Origin of the sequence: Aequorivita flava (assembly GCF_038742595.1) — a bacterium.
In the GTDB taxonomy this organism is placed as follows: Bacteria; Bacteroidota; Bacteroidia; order Flavobacteriales; family Flavobacteriaceae; genus Aequorivita; species Aequorivita marisscotiae.
In genome coordinates this window covers 131426-156230 of sequence record NZ_JBANCF010000006.1, presented here as the reverse complement: position 1 = coordinate 156230, position 24805 = coordinate 131426, and the positions used below count along the sequence as shown (strand labels likewise).

Sequence of the window (24805 nt, the reverse complement as noted above, 5' to 3'; positions counted from 1 at the left end):
AGTACAACAATAGAAAACATCAGGGAATTAAAAGACAAAAGCCAAGAAACCTTTATACTTTTGAAAAACAAGTTCAACTAAAATCAGCTTGATAGTGGTCTAAAGAATAGGTAGTACTACATTATCGCCTTTTTCGAAGACTTAGAATATTTATCTGAAAAGGTGGGTAATCCTTATGGTGAAGCATCATTTATACCCCATTTTATAAAAAATGGTTGCCATGCGCTCCAAAATGGTTCAAATCCATCAGATTTGAATAATTTCGATTATTCTGATTTAGATGATTTTATGAAGAAAGTTCATGAGAGCACCGACAGCGATTGGGAAAAAACGAAGTTATCATCTTATATTACGTTCATAGACTATATAAATTATTTTCATTCTCCAGACTTTATGTTAACGCGAGCAGATGAAATTGAGGGAGAACTAAAAGCGCTGCCCTGCAGATAATTCCTGCAGATAAGTAAAGTGTATAATTTGGAACTTCCTCTATATTCGCGTCTGAGAACAAAATAGATTTGTGTTCGTAGTTAAATAGGTAGCGATTTCTAATTAATACTTAATGTATTCCATTATTTCTAAACCGTAACCAATCATCCCTACACGTTTGGTCTGTTCGCTATTGGAGAGAAGTTTAATTTTGTGTATTCCCAAGTCGTGGAGTATTTGAGCGCCAATTCCAAAATCTTTGGCATCCATTTCAATACGGGGTGCTTTGGCAATTTCATTTGGCTTTTGGTTTTCTCTAAGCTCTTTTAATCTGCTCAGTAAATTCAAAGACTGGCTCTGCTGGTTTATAAATACAATAGCGCCTTTACCTTCCTTATTCAGAACATTAAACATATCGTCTAATTTTTGTTCGGCGTTGTTGGTAAGCGTTCCTAAAATATCGCTATTTACTAAGGTGGCATTAACACGAACTAAAACGGGTTCATTTTCCTTCCAATTGCCTTTTGTAAGGGCAATATGAATTTGGTCGTTGGTAGTTTGTTTATATGCGCGAAGTCTAAAATCGCCAAATTTTGTATTTATTTTAAAATCTTCCTTTTTTTCTATTAAAGAATCGTGCTCCATGCGGTATTTCACTAAATCTTCAATTGAAATAAGTTTAAGATCAAACTTTTTGGCAACCTTTATTAACTCGGGAAGACGTGCCATAGTACCGTCTTCGTTTAAAATTTCAACTAAAATTCCAGCGGGCTTTAAGCCGGCAAGACGCGCTAAATCTATTGCAGCTTCCGTGTGCCCCGTTCTTCTTAAAACACCGCCTTGTTTGGCACGAAGCGGAAAAATATGCCCAGGCCTTCCCAAATCGCTAGCTTTGGTGGTTTCCTCAACCAACGATTTAATGGTTTTAGAACGGTCGTGAACAGATATTCCCGTTGTACAACCGTGACCAATTAAATCTATTGAAACTGTAAATTGCGTATGGTGAAGCACGGTGTTGTTTTCTACCATCATATTTAAATCGAGCTCCTTGCAGCGTTCTTCGGTAAGTGGTGCGCAAATAAGTCCGCGTCCGTGGGTAGCCATAAAATTAATCATCTCTGGCGTTACCATTTCGGCGGCGGCAATAAAATCTCCTTCGTTTTCACGGTTTTCGTCGTCAACAACAATAATTACCTTTCCATTGCGAATATCTTCAATGGCTTCTTCTATAGTGTTGAGTTGAATTGATTTTTCTTTTTCTGTGGAAATCATAGCTTTAAATATGTTGTGCAAAGATAATAGAAACGTCTATAATTAGCCATGCCAAATTAGTTTACTTTGCTTATTTTAAATGTAACCGATATCCGACCAAAACAATACGGGAGTACATAAATAAATAGGTTGGTTATGGTGTTGCAGAAGTACTGAAGGTTAAAAATTAAAATTCAATAAAACTATAAATTTATGAGGTGTCGGAAGTACTGCCGAACCCTATAATGTTTAAAAAAATTAATTTATCATTTGTAATTCCTCCTTCATTTTCTTTATGTGGTTAAAGTGAAGAAACACATAAATAACGGGGCCTAGCAACATAAATATTAGCCAGGCACCGGTGTCTTGATCTTTTCCTAAAACTTTATAAAATTTTGAGCTGCTTAAAAGAGATTTAATTGCAAAAACATATAAGGCAACAAGCGAAATAATCTGCCCAATTTGAGAAATTAGTTTTAAGGTTTCGGACATGGTTAAATCTATATTGTTAAATAAAATCATTCCTAAAACACTAATAATGGAAGCGAAATAGGCAACCAATGCTTTTTTTGAAAAACTAGAAGATTCTTTAAAACTTTGCAAGGCGGAAGAATATTCCCTATTCTCAAAATCGCCACTCATTTTGAGTTCCATTTCAGAATATCCCTTTAAGCTAAGTTGTTGTAAAGCGGCGTTTCGTACTTCTTCGGAATAACCATACTGACGATAATTTTTTACAATATCTTTAAGCTGGGTTTCGGTTCTCGATAAAATCAAGGCTTTTTCCTGCTGTGTAAGTAAGATGGAAATTTCCTCTTTTTCAGCTATTTCTTCCGATGGCTTTTTGCCAAACAAACGCCCAATTCGCTGCATAAAGCTATCAAAATCAAAAATACCTTGGTCCGTTGTGGCGCGATAGGTTAGCCAAATACTTAGCGGAAACATTATTGCCGTGCTCAACCAAGTAGCAATAAACGGATGCATGGTGCCATCTTCGGCACTGTTTTTCGCAAATATTCCGATAAAATGATAGGTTAAAAAGAGTAAAATTGCCACCACCATCGGGAGCCCCATTCCGCCTTTTCTGATAATGGCTCCGAGCGGCGCCCCCACAAAAAATAAAATAATACACGCAACACCCAAGGCATATTTTTCATGCAGTGCAATTTCGGTTTTGTTTAATCTTTTGGTTTTGTTTTTAAATTCTACTTTTTTGGCATCAACGGTTTGTAATGTTCCTTTAGCGTTGTTTAATGCCAGTTTAATTATTTGCAGCTGTTGCGCAGGTTTGTAAATTTCGAGAATGGAGTTTATAGCAGGTAATTTTGCGGTATCGCTTATATTGTTTTCCTTAAACTTTTCCACACCACTTCGGTAATACATATTTTTAGTGTAGCTTTGAATGTCGGTACTGTAACTTTTTGAAAGCGAATCAATTTCTACGTGTAATTCGCTAATATTATACATATTCTGATTGTTCAAATTGTTTTCCTTATCAATGTCCTGATTGTTCAGTTCTGTAAGGTCAATATTGATGGCGTACTCTTCAAAATAGCTTTTTGCGAAAGGCTCCCCTTTTTGTTGGCCGGGTTTGTTGCTTTGAATTTCCTCGTAATAATTTCCTTCGTTCAAAATAAGCGAAAGGGTATTGCTGCCTTCTTGGCTAGCAAGCTCGCCGTTGTTTGCAATAATTACGGTAAAATTGCCATTGGGTTTCGCTTCATTCTTTTTATGGATTACTACATCTTTTAAAAATTGGCCTCTATCGCCACTTTTCTCTTCCACTTTTATATTGAACAACTCTCCAATCTGGCTAAATTGTCCTTCGGAAATAACCATCGAAGGTTGAAATTGCGAGATATTTCGCCGTAAATTCTGCCACTTGTATTCAGAATAGGGGATAACGCTGTTGGCGAAAAAAAACGCAGTAATTGAAAGTACTACAATAAAGCCAATAACCCCACCCATGGCACGTTGTAAGGAAATGCCGGTAGATTTCATGGCGGCAAACTCGTATTTTTCGGCGAAGCTCCCAAAAACCATTAAGGAAGTTACCAAAATGGTAAGCGGCAATACCAACGGAATTAATCTGGGTGAAACATACCAAAGAAACTTTAATATAATCCAAACATCTAAGTCCTTGCCGGCAAGTTCAGAAATATATAACCAAATGGTCTGCAGGACAAATATGAACATTAAAATAATGAAGACGCTTAAAAACGTCTTCAAATATGTAACCAATATGTACCTGTCTAGTATTTTCACTTATGCGTTTATAGCTTATTTATGTAGTAGCCGTCCTTTTTATATTTGGCCTCATCAAAAGTAAACAAGGTTTTGGAAACAGGTTGATTTGTTTTAAAGGAATTAACGGTAAGGGTGTATTTTGTTCCTTTGGAATCTGTTTGTATAAGCTTGTAAATATGCTTTGTTTGAACATCTACACCTAAAAGAATATCTTTAATTTCAGCTTTTGAATCGATTGGGATAAGTTTAATATACTGAATTTTTCTACCCTTTACATTTTGCTCAATATCCATTTTATAGTTGTATCCCTTTTCGTAAAAAGTCAACATTTTTGAAGGCGTAATATCTTTATCGTCCTTTGGATTATAAGCCGAAATGGTTACTTCTTCATCTTCGGGAACAATAGTATAAATATTTTTTCCGTCAAAAATACGAGTAGTTCCGAGCATATTTAAAACGTACTTATCTCCCTGTAGCGTTACATCGCCACGAGTTTCTTGGTTTACGTTTTCTTTGCTGTTATTCAAGTTGTATTTAAAGTCGATTGCAATATTATCGTAGCTTTTAACTTTTTCAGAAACTTCTTTTAGCAACGACTTGGCATCTTGCGCCTGTGCGATAGTTGTAAGTGTAAGTGCGATTAATAGCAGACTGATTTTCTTCATTTTAATTATCATTAGTTTCGTTATCTAATAGTTGATTTAATGCGTCAATTGTGGGAACCAAAACCTGGCGTGCCTTACTGCCCTCAAAGGGACCAACAATTCCGGCCGCTTCCATTTGGTCTATTATTCTGCCCGCCCGGTTATACCCCAATTTTAGCTTTCGCTGCAATAATGAAGCCGAACCTTGTTGTGCAATTACCAATACTTCTGCGGCTTCGCGAAATAGTTTGTCGCGTTCCGATATGTCATTATCAATAGTTGTGCCACCCTCTTCACCTACATATTCGGGTAATAGATAAGCATCGGGATACGCTTTTTGCGACCCAATAAAATCTGTGATATTGGCAACTTCGGGCGTATCTACAAAAGCACATTGAATACGGGTTAACTCGTTGCCTTGGGTATAAAGCATATCGCCACGCCCAATAAGTTGATCGGCTCCCGAATTGTCTAAAATGGTACGTGAATCAATTTTGCTAGTTACTCTAAACGCAATTCGCGCCGGGAAGTTGGCTTTTATAATTCCCGTAATTACGTTAACTGATGGTCGTTGGGTAGCAATTATTAAATGAATTCCGATAGCACGTGCCAACTGTGCCAAGCGGGCTATTGGCGTTTCAACCTCCTTTCCGGCGGTCATTATTAAATCGGCAAATTCGTCTATTACCAGGACAATGTACGGTAAAAATCGATGGCCTTCATTTGGGTTTAACTTCCTGTTTTTAAACTTGGTGTCGTATTCCTTAATATTACGCACCATTGCGTCTTTCAATAAATCGTAGCGCGCATCCATTTCAATACACAGTGAATTTAATGTGTGTATAACCTTGTTTGTATCGGTAATAATTGCTTCTTCGGTATCCGGCAATTTTGCTAAATAATGGCGCTCAATTTTGTTGAAAAGCGTAAGTTCTACCTTTTTTGGATCTACCAAAATAAATTTTACTTCTGCGGGATGTTTTTTATATAAAAGTGAAGTTAATACAGCGTTTAACCCAACCGATTTTCCTTGACCCGTTGCGCCTGCCATTAACATATGCGGCATTTTGGCAAGATCTACTACAAAAGTTTCGTTGCTAATGGTTTTTCCAAAGGCGATGGGAAGTTCCATTTCGGCATTTTGAAATTTTGCCGATGCAATCACCGAACGCATCGAAACAATTTTGGCGTTTTTATTGGGTACTTCAATACCAATAGTACCGCGACCCGGAATAGGGGCAATAATTCTGATTCCCAAAGCGGAAAGCGAAAGCGCAATATCGTCCTCGAGGTTTTTAATTTTTGAAATTCGAATCCCCGCGTCAGGTACAATTTCATATAAGGTAACCGTTGGGCCAACGGTAGCTTTTATATTTGCAATGCCTATTTTATAATTGTTGAGCGTTTCAACTATGCGGTTTTTATTTTCTTCAAGTTCTTCTTGGTCTATTGTTATGCCAGCGCCAATAGTATAATCGCGAAGTAGTTCTAAATTGGGGAATTTATAATTACTGAGCTCCAGTTTGGGATCGAATTCACCAAAATCCTTGACTAATTTATTGCTTAAATTTTCAATTTCTTCCTCGTCAGCGGTTTGTTCTACCTCCATTTCTACATCGCCTTCAACATCAGATTTTAAAATTAATTTTTCTACTACGGGTGGTTTTGGTGTTGCCTTTTCCTCAATGATGGGTGCAGGTTTTTTCGTTTCGGATGTTTCTTCTTCTTCTGAAACTTTTTTGGCAGTAGTTTTCTCAGTTTCACCTGAAATAAATTCTGAAGCTATTTGTTCTTTCGTATTGCTAAATAGGCTAATTGCCATCTCTGGAGTTAATTTAAGCCTTACGACCAAATAAAAAATAAGGACAAAAACCATGACCAACATAGCGCCGATTAAGCCCAAATAATCTTGTAAAATATCGTTTGTTTCAAATCCTACGATTCCACTAAAAATGGTAGCTTCACCCCCGAAAAATCCGAAAAAAACAGAGGCCCAAAGCATTAATAACAATCCCCAAAACCAAAATTTTATTAGTTGCTTTTTAAGGTAATCGAAAAAATAATAAACACCAGTGAGTGCTACTAAAAAGGCAAAAATAAAAGCCGAAATACCAAAGCCGTCGTAGATAAAAAAGTGCGCCACATTTGCGCCAAATTTGTTGAGCCAGTTTTGGGTGGGAAGATTGCGCTCGGCAAAATTTCCTAATTCACTTTGGTCTGCCTGCCACGTAAAAAAGTAAGAAATAAAAGAGAACACCAATGCAAGCCCCAATAAAAACAAAAAGCTACCCAAAAGTATCTTTTGTTGTTTGGATAGCGAAAAACCTATTTTTTTACGCGGAGCTTTAGTTGTTTTCTTCTTTTTTTTGGCCATTAATGGAGCGGTTGTATTTGCTGCAAAAATACAAATATACAACGGCACAAGCTAAATAAAATTTTATAAAAAAATAGCGGCGTTAAAACGCTACTTTTCATGTGTTTAAATGTTGGGCAATTGGTATTTTACTACTAATTGGTCGTTCATTTTCCAGCGGATCCAACCTTTTCCCAATTCGCGATAATTTTTATCTTTTAAAATTACCTGAATCCAATCTTCCTTTACTTGCAACGGTGTTAAATGCACAAAAGGGGTATTAATATCTCCTGCATAATCCAGAGGTTTTTCTTTGGGAATTTGTGTTTTTCCTTCAATAAAATTAAGTGATGAAGCCGTTAATAAAAATTCGGCCCAAAATAATAGCTCCCCATTGTGTTTATTGAGGTAGGATGTTTGCCCAGTTTTGGAATTCACTTCTACTTCAATAAATTCGCGCCCAAGAGTTTTTACCTTAAAATAAAAAATGCCAAAAGGTGTATTCATAGCCTCCGGCCAAAGCCAGGGGGGAGCAGATATAAGTGCGAAATCTCCAAACTGATCTCTCCCCAACGCCAGGCTATCTGTGGGGGTATGCTGGAATACCGATTTTTCTTGTGTCACATTTCCATAAAAGAATAGGGTAGGGAATTGAAAAAAGTTGGGCTCAAAAAACCCGATGCCCAAATCGTTATTTACATTTAATGAATTTTTTATCGATGTGTAATTAGATGCATCATTTTTATAATATGTTACCATACCAATGGGCTCCGTCTGCTTGGTTGGCGTAGTGGGAATAGATTTAAATTGTTCGGTTTTATCCTTTTCTTTTTGGCGCTGTTTGTACCGGTAATGGGTTATACCGTAGGAAATTATAATTATTACCAGCAACACAATATTGGCGTTTACTATAAATTTATGGGAAACAAAATGGACAATAAAAAATGAAGCAATAAAAGCGATACCCCCAAAGAGAACCCCATAACCCAAAACAATGGCACCGCCTGCCAAACCTTGTCCTTTCCCTGCTCCTATAAGTCCGGCAAAATACAGGCCAGCAATAAAAAAGGTAATAAGCATTAAAATATAAAAGGCGATTTTGGCGGGTTTAAAGAAGTTTTTCATTTTTTAGACATTAGACATTAAACATTAGATGTGAGACGTGATATTTTTTTGAATGTATTTACCTGCAAGGCATTGTGTTGTATTTCTGCAAAACTTCCTCGTAGGTCTGAGTTGAAATCAGGAAAATAAATTAGAATTAATCAGCAGTTTGTCGTCCTTTTTCCAACGTATCCAGCCTTTTCCCTTTACAGTGTTGTAATCGTCTGCCAATATTTCTACTTCCATCCAATCGCCCATAATGTAGCGAGCCCTAAAATTTGTGGGACTCACCACTCTTCCGGCAGATTTTATCATTGGATTATCGAATACTTTTTGATTTTTGTCTATAAATTCCACCGAATGGCAATTTAATAAAAACTCGCCCCAGGTTATGAAATTCCCTTGCCAAGCAGATACATAAGCCGTTTTGCCAGTTTCTTCATTGATGATAATTTCGTGATAATCCCGGCCCAATCGCTTTACTCTAATTAAAAAAACACCATAATCCAACTTTTCGTTAAATGGAGCAAAACCTTCAGGAGCGTAACCAATGCCATCCACATGATTGGCATATCGCTTTATAAATGTAATGCTGTCTATGGGGCGTTCCTGACTGCCCGCTCTGCTGTTTGGAATATCGTATAAATAGAGTGTTTCGGCTTCTGTTGTATTTGGTGAAAAAAAACCTTCACCCAATTCACTTTGGGCTCCCACAGTAAGTAGTGAACCAAAGAATACTATAAAAAAAGTACATATATTATAATTCATGTTTCACAATTAATAGTTGAACGTTTGCTTTATAGCTTCCCCTTTTTTAACAGTTACCGTCGCCGATTTATCGCCGCTAAAACCTGTTTTTTTCAGTGCTCGGACTTTTATTTCATAAGTTCCTGGGTTTATATTCATTTTTACACCTCGATCGTATGATCTTCCGCCGCCTACGCTAGTACGGGAGTTTACCTCAATTACATTAACTGTGGCATCTATATTTTTACCTCCGCCCATTGGCACAACTTCTAGGGTGCCCGACTCAAAATTATAATCTACAGCAGTGGTTTGCCCGGCGGTTACAACTTGGTTTTCTACCTTGGCTTTGGTATGTATTCCATTTAATTTAATAGCTTGCAATACAACGCTGTATGTGCCTGCGTTTAATTCAAATTCCTTAGTTCTGCCGTAAGTACGACCACCGCCAACTGTTTTTCCATCGGCATCAAGAATCTTTACGGTACTATCCCAGCCTTCGCCATTATTGGTAGAGGTAACGGCAAACTTGCCACCATCAAAACTTATAATACTATAGGTTTTATTATCGTTGGAGGTTTTAATTCCTTTTAAAATAATGGGTTCTACTCTTGAATTTTCTAAGGGACGTATTTCAAGGTCGTAGGTTTCTTGTGGTAAATACACAAAGGAAGTGTCGCGATAGGTGCGCGTGCCTCCGGCTTTATTTTTGGTGCCTGCTTTATATGCAGTAACCAAGGCATCTATGGCTTTACCGTTCATCGTAGCATAAACCCCGTGATTTCCCTTTGGCTTATCTACAGTTTCTGATGCTACTTCGGTCATTGCCTCACTTAAGCCACTGGCATCGGCGGCGTCGTAATAGTTGCCATCACCTGCTTTTGCAGCACATTCCAACTGCTTGGTTTCTCCAGCTTTTAGGCCGAAACCTACTATGTGCAATTTAAAATCAATTCCTTCTTTTTTGGCGGCTTTTACCACATCGCAAATATTGCCGTCGCAGGATTCTATACCGTCGGTTATTAAAACGATGGTCGCTTTTTCCTTACTTTTCCGAAGCTGTTCCATAACCATTTCTGCGGAATAGGCGAGGGGGGTCATCCCCAAAGGTTTGATGTTTTTAACGGCCAGTGCTACTTCGCTTTTTGAAGTATTGCTAATGGGAAGCAATGTTTCTACATCTCGGCAATCTCCCTTTTTACGATGTCCGTAAGCAACGAGCCCAATTTTTTGGTTTTCGGCAAAATCGTTAATGGAATTGGAAAGCACCGTTGATGCAATTTCCATCTTCGTTTTGCCTTGCATTTGGCCCCACATAGAGCCACTGGCATCATAAATAAAAATAATGGGGGAAGGAACTTCTGGAGCTTGCTTGGTCTGCGCCTCGCTTTGGAAAGTGAAAAGCAAAATGCAGAAAATAGTAACTAATTGTTTCATAATCAATAAGTTTGGTTGTGTTAAATTTAGTGAAAATTAATTCAAAAAATAAACTTACAACCAAATCAGAGAAAATGTAATTACCCAATTGGGTAGTTTTAAAGCCTTAAGCCTTAACGGGAAGGAATGCGTATAAGAAGTTAAAATTTCGGGATATAAATAAAGCACCCAATGATTATCGCAGTAACGGCCGCAAAAAAAACAGCACCCGCCGCAATGTCTTTAATTAATCCAATTTTATTGTGGAAATCGGGATGCACAAAATCCGCAATTTCTTCCACAGCTGTATTTAAGCCTTCAATACTGAGTACTAATCCTATTGCGAATATTTGAAACATCCATTCAACGGTAGTAATTTCAAAATAAAAACCCGCAATGGTCATTATTATCGCCAGAGCGGTTTGCACCTGAATACTCGCTTCATTGCGAATTAATAGAAAAGCACCTTTGAATGCATACCGAAATGCTTTAAGGCGCTTTCCTAAAAATGAATTCCTCATTATAAAAGAGTTTTTAATGCGGAAAGATAATCGGGCTCCTCACCAATGGCAGGTACCTGCTGGTTGTAAATTACTTTCCCATCTTCATCTAAAACAACTACGGCACGGGAATGAAGCCCTCTAAGCGCGCCGCTGGTCATTTCAACCCCGTAATTTTTTCCGAAGTTGCCATCGCGAAAATCAGACAGATTTGTAACGTTATTTAATTCCTCATCATTTACAAAGCGTTGTTGGGCAAAGGGAAGGTCTTTAGAAATACAAAGTACTTTTGTGTTTTCCAATCCGGTTGCTTTCTCATTAAATTTTCTAACCGAGGTGGCACAAACATTAGTGTCTATGCTCGGAAAAATATTCATTACCACTCGCGACCCTTTGTAATCGGAGAGTTTTTTTGAACTTAAATCGCGCGTGGTTAATTCAAAATCTGGAGCTTTTTCTCCCACTTTTGGAAGGGTTCCGAATGTTTCTATGGTGTTGTCACCTAATTTTATTTCTGCCATAATTTCTTTTAAAATTTATTTGCTTAAAAATAAGAAATCAAATTCACAATGATTCTAAAAGTCTTCCTAAAGGTTTTTAGTGCCTTTGCAATGTGGTAACATTCGGATTGTCATTTTTTAAATTACCCAGACGGGTAATTGACTGGCGTTTACGTGTATAGTAGATTTGGACGTATTAACTCTCCCCATTTTAAACTTCAAATTATGAAAAACAAAAACTTTATTACAGCACTTATCGTGTCGGTATTGGTGGCGTTTTTGGGCGTACAAACAGCCGAAGCACAGATCTGGAAAAAATTAGGAAAAAAATCTGAAGATGTCATCACCAGAAAATTAGAGAAAAAAGTTGAAAAAGATACCGGGAAAGCAATGGATACCCTTTTGGGCAACGATGGCGGAAGTAGCTCCAGTGGCACTTCTAATGATGGAACCTCAAATGGTAATAGTGGCGAACCCAATGGTGGAAGCAACACAGAAGTAGCTCAAACCGAGACCGCCACGGTAACCATGTACAAAAAAAGCGATTGGGTGCCGGGAGAGGATATCATTCTTTTTGACGATTTTGCCGATGACCCCGTGGGCGATTTTCCGCAATTATGGAATACCAAAGGTTCTGGTGAGCTTGTTACTTTAAGTGACAATCCGAAACAAAAATGGTTGAAAATGTACAATTATACAAAGTACGAACCAGATTTACCAAAGAATCTGCCAAAGGATTTTACTGTTGAATTTGATGTTAGAGCATTTAATTTAAAGAATAATAATACTTCACAAACAGCAGGCTTTTATGTGTATTTAGCCGATGGGGTTAAACCTTTAAAATTAGGCCAGCGATATGTGTATAGCTATTTCTCACCATATCCCAATTGGGTTAAAGCCCAAAACTTAAAATCGATAGATCACCAAGGTGAGGGTGAAATGGCCGTAGGGCGAACCGAAAGAGATATACGCCAAGCTTTTCAGAAAGGGATGCATGTGGCTATTTCAGTTAAAGAGAAACGCTATAGAATGTATGTGAATGGTGAGAAAATTTTTGATGCGCCACGAGCCATCAACGACTCTAAAAATTTTGGCAGTATCATTTTTGACAGTTATGGGCTGAAGGACGATCAGGCCATTTTGTTAACTAACTTACGTGTGGCCGAAGGTTTGCCAGAACCACGGACCAAGTTGTTTAAAACGGGAAGCTATTCTACCACCGCCATCACGTTTGATGTAGATAGCGATAAATTGAAACCTGAAGCTTATGGTATTCTAAAGGAAATTGCGGAAGCGATAAATTCTGAACAGGGAAAAAATATATTGATTACCGGCCACACGGATTCCGATGGATCCGATGAACACAATATGGATCTTTCCAACCGTCGTGCAGCATCGGTAAAAAATGCGTTGGTAAATGAGTTTGGAGTTTCTGAAGCTCGGTTAACAACCCAAGGAAAAGGAGAAAGCGACCCAGTGGCTTCTAATGATACTGCACTTAATAAGGCGAAAAACCGTAGAACGGAATTCAAACTTTTATAAAACGAAAGAATATGAAAAAATTACTCTATATCATCAGCTTTTTGTTCTTTACGGTCGCAATTGCCCAAGACGATTGCATACCTATTCCCAACGGAAATTTTCAGGAATGGTCTGGAACCGACAACCCCAAAAACTGGCTCACTACAAATATGGGCGATAAATACGGCACGCCAAACATTAATTTTGATATGCGGAATGTATTCCAAACTCCGGGAAAATTCGGCTTTGGCGTTCGGATAAAAAATGCTTCAATACTTGAAATGCTTAAAAATGAAAAACCGGCAGAGTATGCAAAATTACCAGCATCAATTAAAGAGCAACTACGGAAGAGTTCCTTTAGCGGTTCGTTATTTACCTGTCAAGGCAATTGTGAAGGAGCTGTCTTAGCAGAAAACGAAATTTTTATGCGCGAAAACATGAGTTTTCCCGTGGAAAAAGCTCCCGGCGCATTATGTGGCTATTATAAAGCTAATTTAAAAGAAGGCGATAAGCTATGGATTTGGCCCATATTATTTATGGAAAACAAAAACTTTGCAGGTGGTGTGATGCCGGGAGAAACTGCTTCAGTAATTTCAAAAAGTACTGGCGATTGGACTCCTTTCAGAATTCCACTTCGCATTTTGCCAAACCGAAAAGTGGCTAAAGCAGTAATACAGCTGCAAATGGTAAATAGCGGCTTTCCCATTACGCCACCCTATGGAATGAATGCGGTGGAACTCGCACAAAAATACCCCAGTACTGATGGCAGTGAAGTGTTTATAGACGAACTGTGTTTTTGTGGGGAAGCAGATTATATAGCTGAAGATGATCCTATTTTAGATGGAATTGATACAGAGGGAGGCTCAATAGGGCAAAACCCAAATGACGACGGAACTAACGGTGATGATGATCATCCAGAAAACCTATATGTTGCAATGGATGGTAACGACGCCAATTCTGGTAGTAAAACCAATCCGTTTGCAACACTTCAAAAAGCGTTGGATGTTGCCAATGGCAAACGGCAACAAGGAAAAAATGCAACTATAATTGTAAGGGATGGTACTTATAAGCAAGCCGCCTCGGTGCAATGGGGAACTTCAAGTTTGCCGCCCCTCAAGATAAAGGCTGAAAATGAACATCAAGCTATTTTTGTGGGGTCTGAAAAGATTTCCGGTAATATTTCTTGGCAAAATTTTGGTCAGGATATTTATAAAGCCTCCAATGCCAAATTACATCCAAATATGGTTGAGGCAGTTACGGATTATTCTAACCCTTATCAAAATTCAGTACCTGCTTTGCTGATGAATGGCGAAGTTCTAAATTTTACCCAAGCAGTCCAGCAAACCGCCGGCAGCTATTTTGTTTCACCGCAAATTACAATGGTACATCCTAAAAATGGGGCTGCGCCATCAAGCTCAAATACCGAAGTTTCTGTGTTCCCTTCAGCAATTAAAATATCAGGTGGGGGAGCGATATCAATAAATGGATTGCGATTTAAAGGTTATCCTATTTCTTCATTGCCTTCGGGAACGGTACCATTTAAATCGGGTTTGGACGTAAGTGATAATGTGGGTGTAGCCAATTGTTTGTTTAAATAACCTTGAAGTCTATATAAAATAATTTGAAAAATAAGTTTTGTTGAAGTGCTTTTAAATTGAAGTCCCGCTCGTATATAATACAAGCGGGATTTTCAATTTTTGGGCGTAATTGTTCAGTAGTGAATGCATAAAGGGAAAGCATATTTATTGCTCCGTCATATCGGCAAGCGTATGGCCCTCGGTACTAAAAATTGCATCGTCAAAGGTATCGTTCAAATTAAGTATTGATAACAGTACTGGATCTTTCCTTTCCCGCACGTGAATTTTCGCAAGCATCGAAAATCCCTGTATTCCGCAGTTTGCTAGCATTTCTACCGCACTATCATCTTTTCCGGCACCTACGGTTTGGTAGGCCAACACTTGTACCAAACTCAATTCAATTTCGTTGGCAATCCAAAAAGTAGCTTCCAATTTATCGAAGCTACAAACCATTTTATTACACAAGTAACCATTTATTTCTTTTTGCTCGTTGGCCGTGTTCAACTGTTTTCTTGGACCTGTGCCGTAATCCCTAAGCGCATAATCCATTGAGGGCCAATACTTTTTGTTCATCGGCAATATATAGCCACCTTTTTTTTCATTCACTATAAATAACCCGGTAATAGTGCTGTCTTTCGGACTAAAAACCAAGCGCAGATCGGGTTGGTTGCCACGGGCATGAATGATAAGCGCCTTTTTGTTTTCTCCAAAAAAGAAGGATAACGTATCGCTCCGGCTATTGACGTCTGGATTTTCCGGGCCAATAACGAGGTCAAAACTGCCGGTAAAATTTTGCGCAAAAACAAATTGCGATATAATTATAAATACGGTGGTGGCTATTAATTGTTTCATCTGTATTATTTTAAATTTATAAATGTAAACTTCAAAAGAGTCCCTTGCGAAACCCTTTCTTTACTGCCTCCGCTCGTGAATTAACGTGCAGCTTTTTATAGATATTTTTTACGTGTGCTTTAATGGTGTTAACCGAAACAAAGAGCTCATCTGCAATCTGGCTGTTGTTGGTGCCATTGCTCAGCTTTTCCAAAACTTCCAATTCCCGTTCGCTTAAAATAGTTTCGTACGATGGCTTAAACGAAGTAATTACTTCTCTAGCAATAGAAGGACTCATAGGCGCGCCGCCTTCAAAAACTTCACGTATGCCATCGAGCAGCAATTTTGAATGATTGCCCTTTACCAAATATCCCACAGCTCCTTGCCGTAACGCGGAAAAAACGTGTTCAGATTCCTCGTGTATCGTAAGCATTACAATGTTTAGGTCAGGCTGTATTTTTTTTAACTTCGCAATAGCCTCAATACCGCTTATGCCTGGAAGATCAATATCTAATAGAAGCACATCGGGGTAGTTTTCACTAAAGTTTTCGAGTGCCGCTTCCGCAGAAAAATACGTGCCTATTACTTTAAAACCGTCAGCATTATTCAATACTTGTTGTAGCGATTTTAAAATCAAGGCATCATCTTCTATGATACAAATTTTTATGGTGGGCTGTACAGTCATTGTCTTGTAGAAAGATACGTTACTTTCAAGGCTTTTTCAATTACCCAAGCGGGTAGTTTCCAGTGTTAGAGTAAGTTTGGTGCCGCCATTGGTTTCTGATTTTATTTTCAATGTACCGCCTAGTGCTTCGGCGCGTTCTTTCATATTTGTTAATCCGTTGCCACGGGTAGTTGTATTGCTATTAAAACCTTTACCGTTGTCTGCTAAGCTTAGTTGTAGCATTCCGGGTCTCGAATTTATTTTAAAACTTATTTCTGTACAGTTACCGTGCTTTACACTATTGTTTATCGCTTCTTTTAAAATAAGTAGCAGATGCCTTCTTTCAGCCATATTGAGTTCTTTCTTTTTTAAATTATCAGAAATATTCTGTGACTTAAACTGAATATTTCCGAATTCACAGAACTTTGCGGCAAATTCCACAAAACGAGTTAGTGTATCAAAAGCATTGTCTTTACTTGGATCCAAAGCCCAAATAAAATCGCGCATTCCTCCGTTGAGGTCCTGAAGGTTCGTATCAATCTGTGCCAGGTATTCGAGCATTTCGGGGTCATTGTCAGACTTCATTTTTGCAAGTTCAGTTATCAATGCGATACGCGTAATTCGGGTGCCAGCTTCGTCGTGAAAATCGCGTGAGCTTCGCTTTCTAAAAATATCGCGTTCCTGCGCCCGGGCTAATTCTAACCTACGTTCCTGCTGCAAACGTAATTTAAGGAGTAAATACACGGTTGCAATGGCAAGGAAAAAATACAATATATACGCCCACCAACTTTGGAACCAGGGGGCGAGCATTTCCAGTTCAAGAGTAGCCGTTTCGCTCCAAACGCCATCGTTGTTTGCTGCCTTGGCCAACAATGTATAGTTTCCAGCACCGAGGTTTGACCGTGTAATTACAGGGCTTTTAGATTCAATCCAATCGTCATCAAATCCTTCCAGTTTGTAGGCGTAACGGGTTTCTTCGGGAAGTGTGAAGTTTACTGCATCAATACTAAAGGAAATTATTTTATCGGATGGATCTAGGGTTACCTTTTCAACATATGCTATATTTTTTGGGATTGACGTGTTCTTGGTTTTTTTATTTGAAATGGCAACGGGAACATTCACAATTCGAAAGTCTGAAAATGAAACTTGCGGTGGAAATTGGTTTTTATATATTTCTGAAGGTCTAAAACGAACAATACCATTCGTTCCTCCGAAATATATAACGCTGTCTTTAGTGAGCGTTGCCGCGTTGTGATTGAACTCAAAGTTACGAGCGTTCATTATTCTTTTATACGAAGTGGCTTTTTTTTCAGCAGTATTTATTTTTGAAATTCCGTTCCCGGTACTTATCCAATATTCGTTGTTTTTTGTCTTTATTATTTCCGAGGTAAAATCGCTTGAAAGCCCATTTTCCGTAGTATATAATGTGTAATCGGGGTTTTCGGTAGTGAGCAGTTGTTCTGCATTTGGAAAATGGAACACCCCTGCTTCTGTTGTAAGTAAGGCCTCTTTTCCACTAAAAAAATAGTCGTTTACCACTTTTAAATGGAAGGGTTTATCGCCCTTTATTTTTTTAAAAGAAGTTTCTGAAGTAGGATTTTCTACTACAGCCCCGCCCAGATTGAAATTACCCAACCAAACTCTTTTTTTATCGTCTATTTGAAGCGTAACAACAAAGTCTTTGGAACTCATTTCGGGATTTTGATCTTCATAGCGATATTGCTGTGCTTTTCCGGCGGCATCAAAGGTAATGACCCCTGCTCCGTGGGTTGCCAACCAAGTTCGGTTTTCAGCATCATTTTTAATCTCGTAAATTCGTTTTTCGGGAAGTTTGTTAGCTGCGATCGGACCTTCTGGAACGGTAGTAATTGTGTAATTAAAGTTGCTTCTATCTGGCCAATTAACGATATGCAGACCGCCGGGGCTGCTTATCCAAATATTGCCTTTTTTATCTTCGGCTAAAGAATATATAGCGCTACTCCGCAGATGTTTGTTGCCAGTACCTTTAGTTATGTGATGAAATTTTTGTTCGCCATCCTCGTTTTTCCAAAGAATGGTTATGCCGCTATCCATAAAACCAAACCAGAGATATCCTTTAGAATCTTCCAAAATGCAGAAAGTATTATTGCTTGAAATGCTTTGTGGATTTCCGTTTTGGTGTTTTAATATTTCAAATTGGTTAAGGTAGGGATCATACAGATCTACGCCGGCAGCAGAACCAATCCACATTCTATTTTGCTGGTCTTGGTACAATTTTTTTATTGCGTTTTGTGAAATGGAATTTGAGTTGTCGGTTTCACTTCGGTAGTAAATTATTTTATTGGTTTTTTGGTCAAAGACGGCTAAGCCTTCATAACTGGCAATCCACAATTTTCCCGAGGCATCCTCTTCAAAATCGTAAACTGTGGTTTTTTCTTCTTTTGGGTGAGTGAGTTGGGGAAACTCTTTAAATTTGGGGTTGTCTATATTTCCTGACATTTGTATCACCCCATCATAATTGGTAGCAATCCATATTTTGTCATTGGAATCCTTAAACAAGCTCCATAGCCCATTTTCACGCATTTTCAGGGGAATGGCTATTTGTTTAAAATTATCATTTTTTGGATCGAATGCAACTAAACCTTCATCTGTAGCCAAAAGTAGCGAGCCATTTTTTAGGAGAAGTATATCTATAATTGAATAGATATTTGGTATTTCTGAATTGTCCTCCTTGTGCCACCAAGTAGTAATTTGATGAGTTTTGGTATTTATTTTTGAAAGCCCCCCGTTGGTGCCAAGCCAAAGATAGTCGCCGTCTTCCTTAATTACCTTTATTATTCGGCCTGCCAGACAATTTTTACAATCACCTATTTCTGTAAAGTTTGTAAACGCTTCAAGTTGCGGGTCGTATTTTGAAAGTCCGCCCGAGGTGCCAATCCAGATCATTTTGTTTTTATCCTCGATGATGCTTCTAATTTTGGGGTTGGGAAGTCCATTTTTCGTACTATCCCGCGAAACGGTAAAAATCTTAAAATGCTTTCCATTGCCTTTGTTTAAGCCGTTTGCCGTACCAATCCACATATAACCACGGCTATCTTGAAAAAATGCGGTAATATTTGAGCCTGACAATCCTTCTTCCACACCGAAATGCTGAAAGGAAAGGTGATTTTGAGCCGAAAAAACCCCAACAAAACCAAGAAAAAACAATACTTGAAACAATAAACATCTCATTCGTAAAGTGTTTGTTTATTGAAAGTTACGAAAATATCTTTTAAATAAATGCCGTTATTTCTAAAATAAGATAAAATTGTTTTAAAATAACACGAGTACCGTTAGAGGAATTAAAGTTACTTTAGATACCATTTGGTGGCGTGGTAAACATGTAAAAAGTCCCTTTGCAAATAATTGCAAAGGGACCTTTATAAAATATACTTCAAATAATTATCGGTCTATACTTCCCAACACTTTTTGTGCAAATGCGTTGGCAGCATCGCGCTCTGGCATACCGTCTGCTATCATTTTGTGAACTTCTACCGCACCGCAAAGGTTGGTAATAAGTTCGCCGATAACATCCATCTCTTCGTCCGTAATTCGGTTGTATTCGCTAAACGATTCCAAAACTTCAACACAGCTTTCAATCTGTGCTACGGAATTGTTGCGTTGTATATGTCTAATTACTGGCAACTTCATTTACAAGATCTTTTAAAATTTCAAATTTGTTGGTTTGCACCTGGTTTACCAATTCGCCATTTTTAAAGGTTGCGAAAGTTGGCAAATTATCTACATTGGCCATTTTTCTGCTTTCAGGATATTTTTCGGCATCTACCAAAACAAATTTTAAACTTTCAGTTTCAGAAGCCAATTTTTTGAATTTCGGTTTCATAACTCTACAGTTGCCACACCATCCTGCCGAAAATTGAACTACTACGTTTTTTTCTTCAGAAATAAGCTGCTGCAGACTATCATCTTTTAACTCAACTACCATATCTTAATTTCTTAAATATGTGGCTACTGCTTCGCGCGTTGCTTGCATAGCATCTTTTCCTTCTTCCCAGTTTGCTGGACAAACTTCACCGTTTTTCTGAACGTGCGTATATGCATCAATTAATCTAAGAAATTCATTTACATTTCTTCCCAATGGCATATCGTTTACGCTTTCGTGGAATACTTTTCCTTCTTCATCAATTAAATATGTTGCGCGGTACGTTACGTTATCGCCATCTACAGTTAACAATCCGGTTTCTTCGTCGTAACGCTCATTGGTAATATCCAGAATTCCAAGGGCGTTAGATAGGTTGCGGTTTGTATCTGCCAATAGGGGGTAAGTTACTCCTTCAATTCCGCCATTGTCCTTTGGTGTGTTTAACCACGCAAAGTGTACTTCGGGAGTATCACAAGATGCTCCGATTACCATTGTGTTTCTGTCTTCAAATTTTGAAAGTACTTCTTGGAAAGAGTGAATTTCGGTTGGGCATACAAATGTAAAATCTTTTGGATACCAGAAAAGCAATACTTTTTTGTTGTTTTTCTTAGCTTCTTCAAGCACATTTAATTTAAAAGTATCTCCCATTTCATTCATTGCATCAACTGAAATGTTTGGAAATTGTTTTCCTACTATAGCCATAGTTTTATTTATTTTTAAGGTTAATATTTTTCTACTACAAAGATAGAAAGTACCTTAAAAAAAGAATGAAATCTTGAATGGATTAACTTATAAAACAATAGATTTTAACAATAGGTTAAAATTTTAACGATAAATAAAAGTGATGATGGGTTTTAGGCCTTCGCCGAAGAAGTTGTTAGCATTCTAATCTTAATTCTAAAAGCAGCGAAGAGCAACGTCATAAATGGACTTAGCCAATTAAAGATGGCGTAGCCGGCATAATGAAGTGTATCTACACCCAAGACGCCACTGTGATAGGCGCCACAGGTATTCCAAGGAACCAACACCGAAGTTACCGTACCTGAATCCTCAAGCGTTCGTGAAAGATTTTCCGGTGCTAAGCCCTTGTCCTTAAAGGCTTGTGAATACATTTTTCCCGGAACCACAATAGCCAAATATTGATCACTGGCAGTCAGGTTCAGCGCCAAACAGCTGGCCACGGTACTTGCAAATAGCCCGAAAGTAGTGTGAAACAATTTTAATAGCGCTTTACTAATGGCAGAAAGTGCGCCAATCCCGTCCATTATACCTCCAAAAACCATAGCGCATAATATGAGCCAAATGGTCTTTAACATTCCTGACATCCCGCCAGCAGAAAACAATTCTTTTAAAGCTTCATTTTCTGTAGGAATCGCGCTATCAACGGTTATGGCGTTCATTATTCCTTTATATCCACTCTCAAAGGTAAGCGACGAGCTTCCTCCAATGGCGGCTACAATATTAGGTTGAAATAGTAAGGCGGCAACTGCGCCTAAAAGTGTGCCTAATAATAGCGCTATTAATGGAGGGGTTTTTTTTACAATTAAAATGATTACAATCAGAGGCACCACAAACAACCACGGACTTACATTTATTGAATCTTTTACAGCTGCTAAAATTAAATGGGTATCTGCAGTTCCAGAAGTGTCTAAAGAAAAACCTATTATTATAAATACTAAAAGTGTAATGGTTAAAGTGGGTACCGTGGTGTACAGCATATACCTAATATGTGTAAATAAATCTGTACCAGCCATAGCAGGAGCGAGGTTTGTAGTGTCGCTCAATGGTGAAATTTTATCACCAAAATAAGCGCCAGAAAGTATAGCACCGGCCGTCATCCCCACAGAAATACCCAATGCATTTGCAATTCCAATTAAAGCAATACCTACGGTGGCCGAAGTAGTCCAACTACTACCGGTAGCTACCGAAATAATTGCGCAAATAATTACACAGGATGCTAAAAATATGGTTGGATTTAAAATTTGTAATCCATAATAAATCATTGTTGGTATTATTCCGCTTATCAGCCAGGTTCCTGCCAGTGCACCCACCAATAACAGAATTAAAATAGCGCCAGCAGTAGATTTAATGTTTAATGCAACTTCTTCCAACATTTGTTCAAATTTCACTTTGTTGAAAAAGCCAACAATTGCAGCAACGGCGCCACCCATTAAAAGAATAAACTGGTTGCTTCCGTCTAATGCCGCATCGCCATAAGCGAAAAAAACATTGTAAAAAAGCATTATTATAAGTGCAACGACAGGTATTAACGCCTCCCAAATATTCAGTTCTTTGTTTTCTACTACTTGTTCATCTTTTGGATCTGTGGGTTTAATTTCCTGACTTTGCATAGGGAAGTTTTAAATTGGAATGTAATGTTACGACTTTGTTAAAACCTATGCAAATTTTAACTTCTCTCTTTGGGTTCATCCGAGCATTTGGCCAATTTCTTTTGATAATATTTCAGAGATGTTTGCGCAAGATGTTGCTTAAGCAAGCTCAAACTAGCCATTAATTATGGGGGTACCCAATTTTTTATTTTCAGTTTAATTCTATTCCAGCTTTTATAAAAACATTCTCTAGTTCTTTTTCAATCGGAAATGGTTTTAATGGTGGAACATTTGCTCCTCCAGGATTTCCAATGGGAATTTTTCCAACAAAGGATTTTACGCCTCCAAAAATCAGACGTGGAATTTGTCCAATAACTTCTTTTCCGCTTTTGATTCTAATTCCGAATTGTAACATTTTCCAATGTACAAATGTATGAGCGTATGGATATTTTTGTCCAATTATATGTGCTCTTTCCAAATGATTCCACGCATTTTTTAAATTTCCGTTTGAGTATTCAGCTCGGTATTTTTCCAATTCCGCTTTATAATATGGATTCAGACTTTCAGGTATTGAAGTGTAAAATTTCATATTTTTTCTAATATTCTCTTCAGTTTAATTTTTAACGTTCAGTTTTTTGTAAATGTTTGCCACTATGGTTTCGCATAACCACAGTTACGGGATTAAATTTAATGCTTTTCGGCTAAGCACCTACGGATGCAATTACGCGTGAATTCGGACGCAGTTTCCCGTAGCATCGGGACGCTGTAATTGTGGTTATGCAGTGTTAGGCAACGTTTTTACCCGCGTGTTGCTTTATTTCGTTAAGTTCTTTTTCCTTATTTTCTTTTTCTTCTTCGATATCAAAATCGTTTTGGAGACCGAGCCAGAATTTTGCCGAATTGTCAAAATATTTACTTAAACGTAAGGCGGTGTCTGCCGTAATTCTCCGGTTTCCTTTTATAATCTCCGAGATGCGGGTTTGAGGTATTTTTAAATCTTTGGAAAGTCGATATGCCGTAATTTCCAAAGGCTCAAGAAATTCAGAATTCAATATTTCTCCAGGATGAATATTTGCTAATTTTTCCATTTTTTTATTTTTAATGATAATCAATTATATCCACTGCACTCGCGTTTCCATTATCCCAAACGAAAATAATCCTCCATTGTTTGTTAATCCGAATACTGTAAAAATCACTTAATTTCCCGGTCAGTTTTTCAAGTCGGTTCGATGGTGGAATTCGCAAATCGGAAATGTCTTGCGAGTTATTTAACATTCTCAATTTTCGACGTCCTATACTTTGAATATCGATCGGCATTTTCTTATCTCGGATTCCGTTCCGGATTTGTTCGGTTTCTTTTGAACCAAAGGATAATATCATATCTTTTCACGTTACTAACGTTAAAGGTAAGTGAAATTTTTGATTGTTCGTGGAGTGTTTTTTTAAATGCTGCTTAATAACGGTCTCGGCTATGAGTAGTTGCGTGGTTTAGCATTTAACTTTGCAACTACGTACCAAGTTGGAAATTCCTGCGGAATTTCCAAAGTACGCGAGAAAAAGCAAGTACTTAGGGCCAATGATGTGGTGTCATTTTTTTTACGCTGATATTGGTTTCACGTTGATTTGACCACCAATGGCTTTCAGCACCTTCATTATTGTTCCAAATTGTGGTTTCGCCCCATCGGATAATGCTTTGTATAGACTTGGTCTGCTCATTCCAGTTTTCTCCGCAATTTTGGTCATTCCGATTGACTTTGCAATATGCCCGATCGCTACTATCAAATCAGCACTGTCTCCATCTTCGAGAACTGTATTGAGATATTCAGCAATCATGTCTTCGCTGTCCAAATAGTCCGCTATGTCAAATTTAGTGGTTTCCATATCAATCATTTTTTATTCTGTTCCAGATTTTTTTCGCTTTCTCTATGTCCTTTTGTTGACTTGCTTTATCTCCACCAATTAAAAGGATTACGATTTTGTTGTCTTTTTCTTTAAAATATAGTCGGTAGCCTTTAGCATAATTAATTCTCATCTCACTAATTCCGTCACCGATAGGTTTACAATCTCCGAAGTGTTCATCCGTTTCAAGTTTTTGAATTCGGAAAAGTATTTTAGATTTTGCCCGAATGTCTTTTAGCTTTCTAATCCACTTATCGAATTCAGATGTTTTTTCGGTAATTATCATTTAAGAGTTGTATCCATTTAGATACAAATATAATTAATTTGTTGGATACGGAAAGAGGAAATTGTTTTATACGAAAGGTTTGCCAAAATGCATCACAATGGTTTTGCATAACCGTCAGTTACGGGATTAAAATTAAACTTTTTCGGCTAAGCACCGACGGTAGCAATTACGCGTGGATTCGGACGCAGTCTCCCGAAGCATCGGGACGCCGTAATTGCTGTTATACAGTGTGTGTACCCAGCATGGACATCTTTTACTTTACCGAAAGGTAACTAATTAATCTAGAGGGTCCAAGTCCCTTATGGGCAGGAGTAATGCCTTGAATCATTAGTAAGCTGCAAGCTCGTTTATCGTGAGGTGAGGAGTGAAAGAAGCAGGACTACAATCTCGGTACTGACCCTTCGGCTGCGCTCAGGATAAACCAAGCAGGAACCGTATACAGAGGCATTTGTGCACGGGTAAGCAACCACATAATTGTAAGGCCCCAAGAAAACCAAAAGTGCATATATGTAGATACGGCAGGAATCGAGAGAAAGAAGATGCCATTACCTTGGGAGGTCTCCATAGCCACGTATTGGCATAATGGAGAAGTCAGCAGAGGTCATAGT

General features: G+C 38.1%; 25 protein-coding genes. 3 read left to right on the top strand and 22 right to left on the bottom strand.

Going from position 1 to position 24805, the window contains the following annotated elements; all coding sequences use genetic code 11:
* The first annotated feature begins 162 nt into the window (after positions 1 to 162).
* Complete coding sequence (locus VZD24_RS09480) at positions 163 to 450, top strand: hypothetical protein (RefSeq protein ID WP_342688795.1); 288 nt, start codon at positions 163 to 165, stop codon at positions 448 to 450.
* Between the two features lie 102 nt (positions 451 to 552).
* Here VZD24_RS09480 and ribB read toward each other — a convergent pair whose 3' ends face one another.
* The 9 genes from ribB to tpx all read right to left on the bottom strand — a co-directional run bounded on the left by ribB (position 553) and on the right by tpx (position 11209).
* Positions 553 to 1701: a 3,4-dihydroxy-2-butanone-4-phosphate synthase gene (gene ribB / locus VZD24_RS09475; protein WP_279448333.1), complete on the bottom strand. Its 1149-nt coding sequence runs from the start codon at positions 1699 to 1701 to the stop codon at positions 553 to 555.
* Between the two features lie 237 nt (positions 1702 to 1938).
* Positions 1939 to 3876 carry an LptF/LptG family permease gene (locus tag VZD24_RS09470; protein WP_444876291.1) on the bottom strand — a complete coding sequence of 646 codons (1938 nt, stop codon included), beginning with the start codon at positions 3874 to 3876 and terminating at the stop codon, positions 1939 to 1941.
* Between the two features lie 77 nt (positions 3877 to 3953).
* Complete coding sequence (lolA1, locus tag VZD24_RS09465; protein WP_279448332.1) at positions 3954 to 4592, bottom strand: outer membrane lipoprotein periplasmic chaperone LolA1; 639 nt, start codon at positions 4590 to 4592, stop codon at positions 3954 to 3956.
* Between the two features lies 1 nt (position 4593).
* Positions 4594 to 6945: an FtsK/SpoIIIE family DNA translocase gene (locus VZD24_RS09460; protein WP_342687441.1), complete on the bottom strand. Its 2352-nt coding sequence runs from the start codon at positions 6943 to 6945 to the stop codon at positions 4594 to 4596.
* A 105-nt stretch (positions 6946 to 7050) separates the two neighbouring features.
* Entirely contained in the window at positions 7051 to 8049 is a 999-nt protein-coding gene (locus tag VZD24_RS09455) for a hypothetical protein (RefSeq protein WP_342687442.1), read from the bottom strand.
* A 117-nt stretch (positions 8050 to 8166) separates the two neighbouring features.
* Entirely contained in the window at positions 8167 to 8796 is a 630-nt protein-coding gene (locus VZD24_RS09450) for a hypothetical protein (protein ID WP_279448329.1), read from the bottom strand.
* A 9-nt stretch (positions 8797 to 8805) separates the two neighbouring features.
* The gene (locus tag VZD24_RS09445; RefSeq protein WP_342687443.1) at positions 8806 to 10209 is read right to left on the bottom strand and encodes a vWA domain-containing protein; all 1404 of its coding nucleotides are present in this window, start codon (positions 10207 to 10209) and stop codon (positions 8806 to 8808) included.
* A 140-nt stretch (positions 10210 to 10349) separates the two neighbouring features.
* Positions 10350 to 10709 (bottom strand): diacylglycerol kinase, encoded by a 360-nt coding sequence (locus VZD24_RS09440; protein ID WP_279448327.1) that lies wholly within the window; start codon positions 10707 to 10709, stop codon positions 10350 to 10352.
* On the bottom strand, positions 10709 to 11209 hold the full coding sequence (gene tpx / locus VZD24_RS09435) for a thiol peroxidase (RefSeq protein WP_279448326.1): 501 nt from the start codon (positions 11207 to 11209) through the stop codon (positions 10709 to 10711). The genes VZD24_RS09440 and tpx overlap by 1 nt, the downstream gene beginning before the upstream one ends.
* 204 nt (positions 11210 to 11413) lie before the next feature.
* Here tpx and VZD24_RS09430 point away from each other — a divergent pair, with 204 nt between their 5' ends.
* Positions 11414 to 12730 (top strand): OmpA family protein, encoded by a 1317-nt coding sequence (locus tag VZD24_RS09430; RefSeq protein ID WP_342687444.1) that lies wholly within the window; start codon positions 11414 to 11416, stop codon positions 12728 to 12730.
* An 11-nt stretch (positions 12731 to 12741) separates the two neighbouring features.
* Positions 12742 to 14307, top strand: coding sequence for a DUF1565 domain-containing protein (locus VZD24_RS09425; protein WP_342687445.1), 1566 nt, complete (start codon positions 12742 to 12744; stop codon positions 14305 to 14307).
* A gap of 144 nt (positions 14308 to 14451) precedes the next feature.
* On the opposite strand, the gene VZD24_RS09420 is transcribed toward VZD24_RS09425, so the two are convergent.
* The 13 genes from VZD24_RS09420 to VZD24_RS09360 all read right to left on the bottom strand — a co-directional run bounded on the left by VZD24_RS09420 (position 14452) and on the right by VZD24_RS09360 (position 24762).
* Complete coding sequence (locus VZD24_RS09420) at positions 14452 to 15138, bottom strand: hypothetical protein (protein ID WP_279448322.1); 687 nt, start codon at positions 15136 to 15138, stop codon at positions 14452 to 14454.
* A gap of 31 nt (positions 15139 to 15169) precedes the next feature.
* Positions 15170 to 15802 (bottom strand): response regulator transcription factor, encoded by a 633-nt coding sequence (locus VZD24_RS09415; RefSeq protein ID WP_342687446.1) that lies wholly within the window; start codon positions 15800 to 15802, stop codon positions 15170 to 15172.
* 36 nt (positions 15803 to 15838) lie between these two features.
* On the bottom strand, positions 15839 to 18991 hold the full coding sequence (locus VZD24_RS09410; protein WP_342687447.1) for a sensor histidine kinase: 3153 nt from the start codon (positions 18989 to 18991) through the stop codon (positions 15839 to 15841).
* 210 nt (positions 18992 to 19201) lie between these two features.
* On the bottom strand, positions 19202 to 19450 hold the full coding sequence (locus tag VZD24_RS09405; RefSeq protein WP_342687448.1) for a DUF6952 family protein: 249 nt from the start codon (positions 19448 to 19450) through the stop codon (positions 19202 to 19204).
* The gene (locus VZD24_RS09400; protein ID WP_342687449.1) at positions 19431 to 19745 is read right to left on the bottom strand and encodes a thioredoxin family protein; all 315 of its coding nucleotides are present in this window, start codon (positions 19743 to 19745) and stop codon (positions 19431 to 19433) included. Before VZD24_RS09400 ends, VZD24_RS09405 begins: the two co-directional genes overlap by 20 nt.
* Before the next feature lie 3 nt (positions 19746 to 19748).
* Complete coding sequence (locus tag VZD24_RS09395) at positions 19749 to 20384, bottom strand: peroxiredoxin (protein WP_279448317.1); 636 nt, start codon at positions 20382 to 20384, stop codon at positions 19749 to 19751.
* Between the two features lie 152 nt (positions 20385 to 20536).
* Positions 20537 to 22033 (bottom strand): Na+/H+ antiporter NhaC, encoded by a 1497-nt coding sequence (nhaC, locus tag VZD24_RS09390; RefSeq protein WP_342687450.1) that lies wholly within the window; start codon positions 22031 to 22033, stop codon positions 20537 to 20539.
* A gap of 190 nt (positions 22034 to 22223) precedes the next feature.
* Positions 22224 to 22601: a DUF3703 domain-containing protein gene (locus VZD24_RS09385; RefSeq protein WP_279448315.1), complete on the bottom strand. Its 378-nt coding sequence runs from the start codon at positions 22599 to 22601 to the stop codon at positions 22224 to 22226.
* Positions 22602 to 22797: 196 nt separating this feature from the next.
* A complete protein-coding gene (locus tag VZD24_RS09380) occupies positions 22798 to 23100 on the bottom strand; it encodes a HigA family addiction module antitoxin (protein WP_279448314.1) in 303 nt (100 codons plus the stop codon).
* A 10-nt stretch (positions 23101 to 23110) separates the two neighbouring features.
* Positions 23111 to 23392: a type II toxin-antitoxin system RelE/ParE family toxin gene (locus tag VZD24_RS09375; protein WP_342687451.1), complete on the bottom strand. Its 282-nt coding sequence runs from the start codon at positions 23390 to 23392 to the stop codon at positions 23111 to 23113.
* Positions 23393 to 23608: 216 nt separating this feature from the next.
* Positions 23609 to 23893 carry an addiction module antidote protein gene (locus VZD24_RS09370; RefSeq protein ID WP_279448312.1) on the bottom strand — a complete coding sequence of 95 codons (285 nt, stop codon included), beginning with the start codon at positions 23891 to 23893 and terminating at the stop codon, positions 23609 to 23611.
* Between the two features lies 1 nt (position 23894).
* Positions 23895 to 24197: a type II toxin-antitoxin system RelE/ParE family toxin gene (locus VZD24_RS09365; RefSeq protein ID WP_279448311.1), complete on the bottom strand. Its 303-nt coding sequence runs from the start codon at positions 24195 to 24197 to the stop codon at positions 23895 to 23897.
* 379 nt (positions 24198 to 24576) lie between these two features.
* A complete protein-coding gene (locus VZD24_RS09360) occupies positions 24577 to 24762 on the bottom strand; it encodes a hypothetical protein (protein ID WP_342687452.1) in 186 nt (61 codons plus the stop codon).
* Positions 24763 to 24805 lie beyond the last annotated feature (43 nt).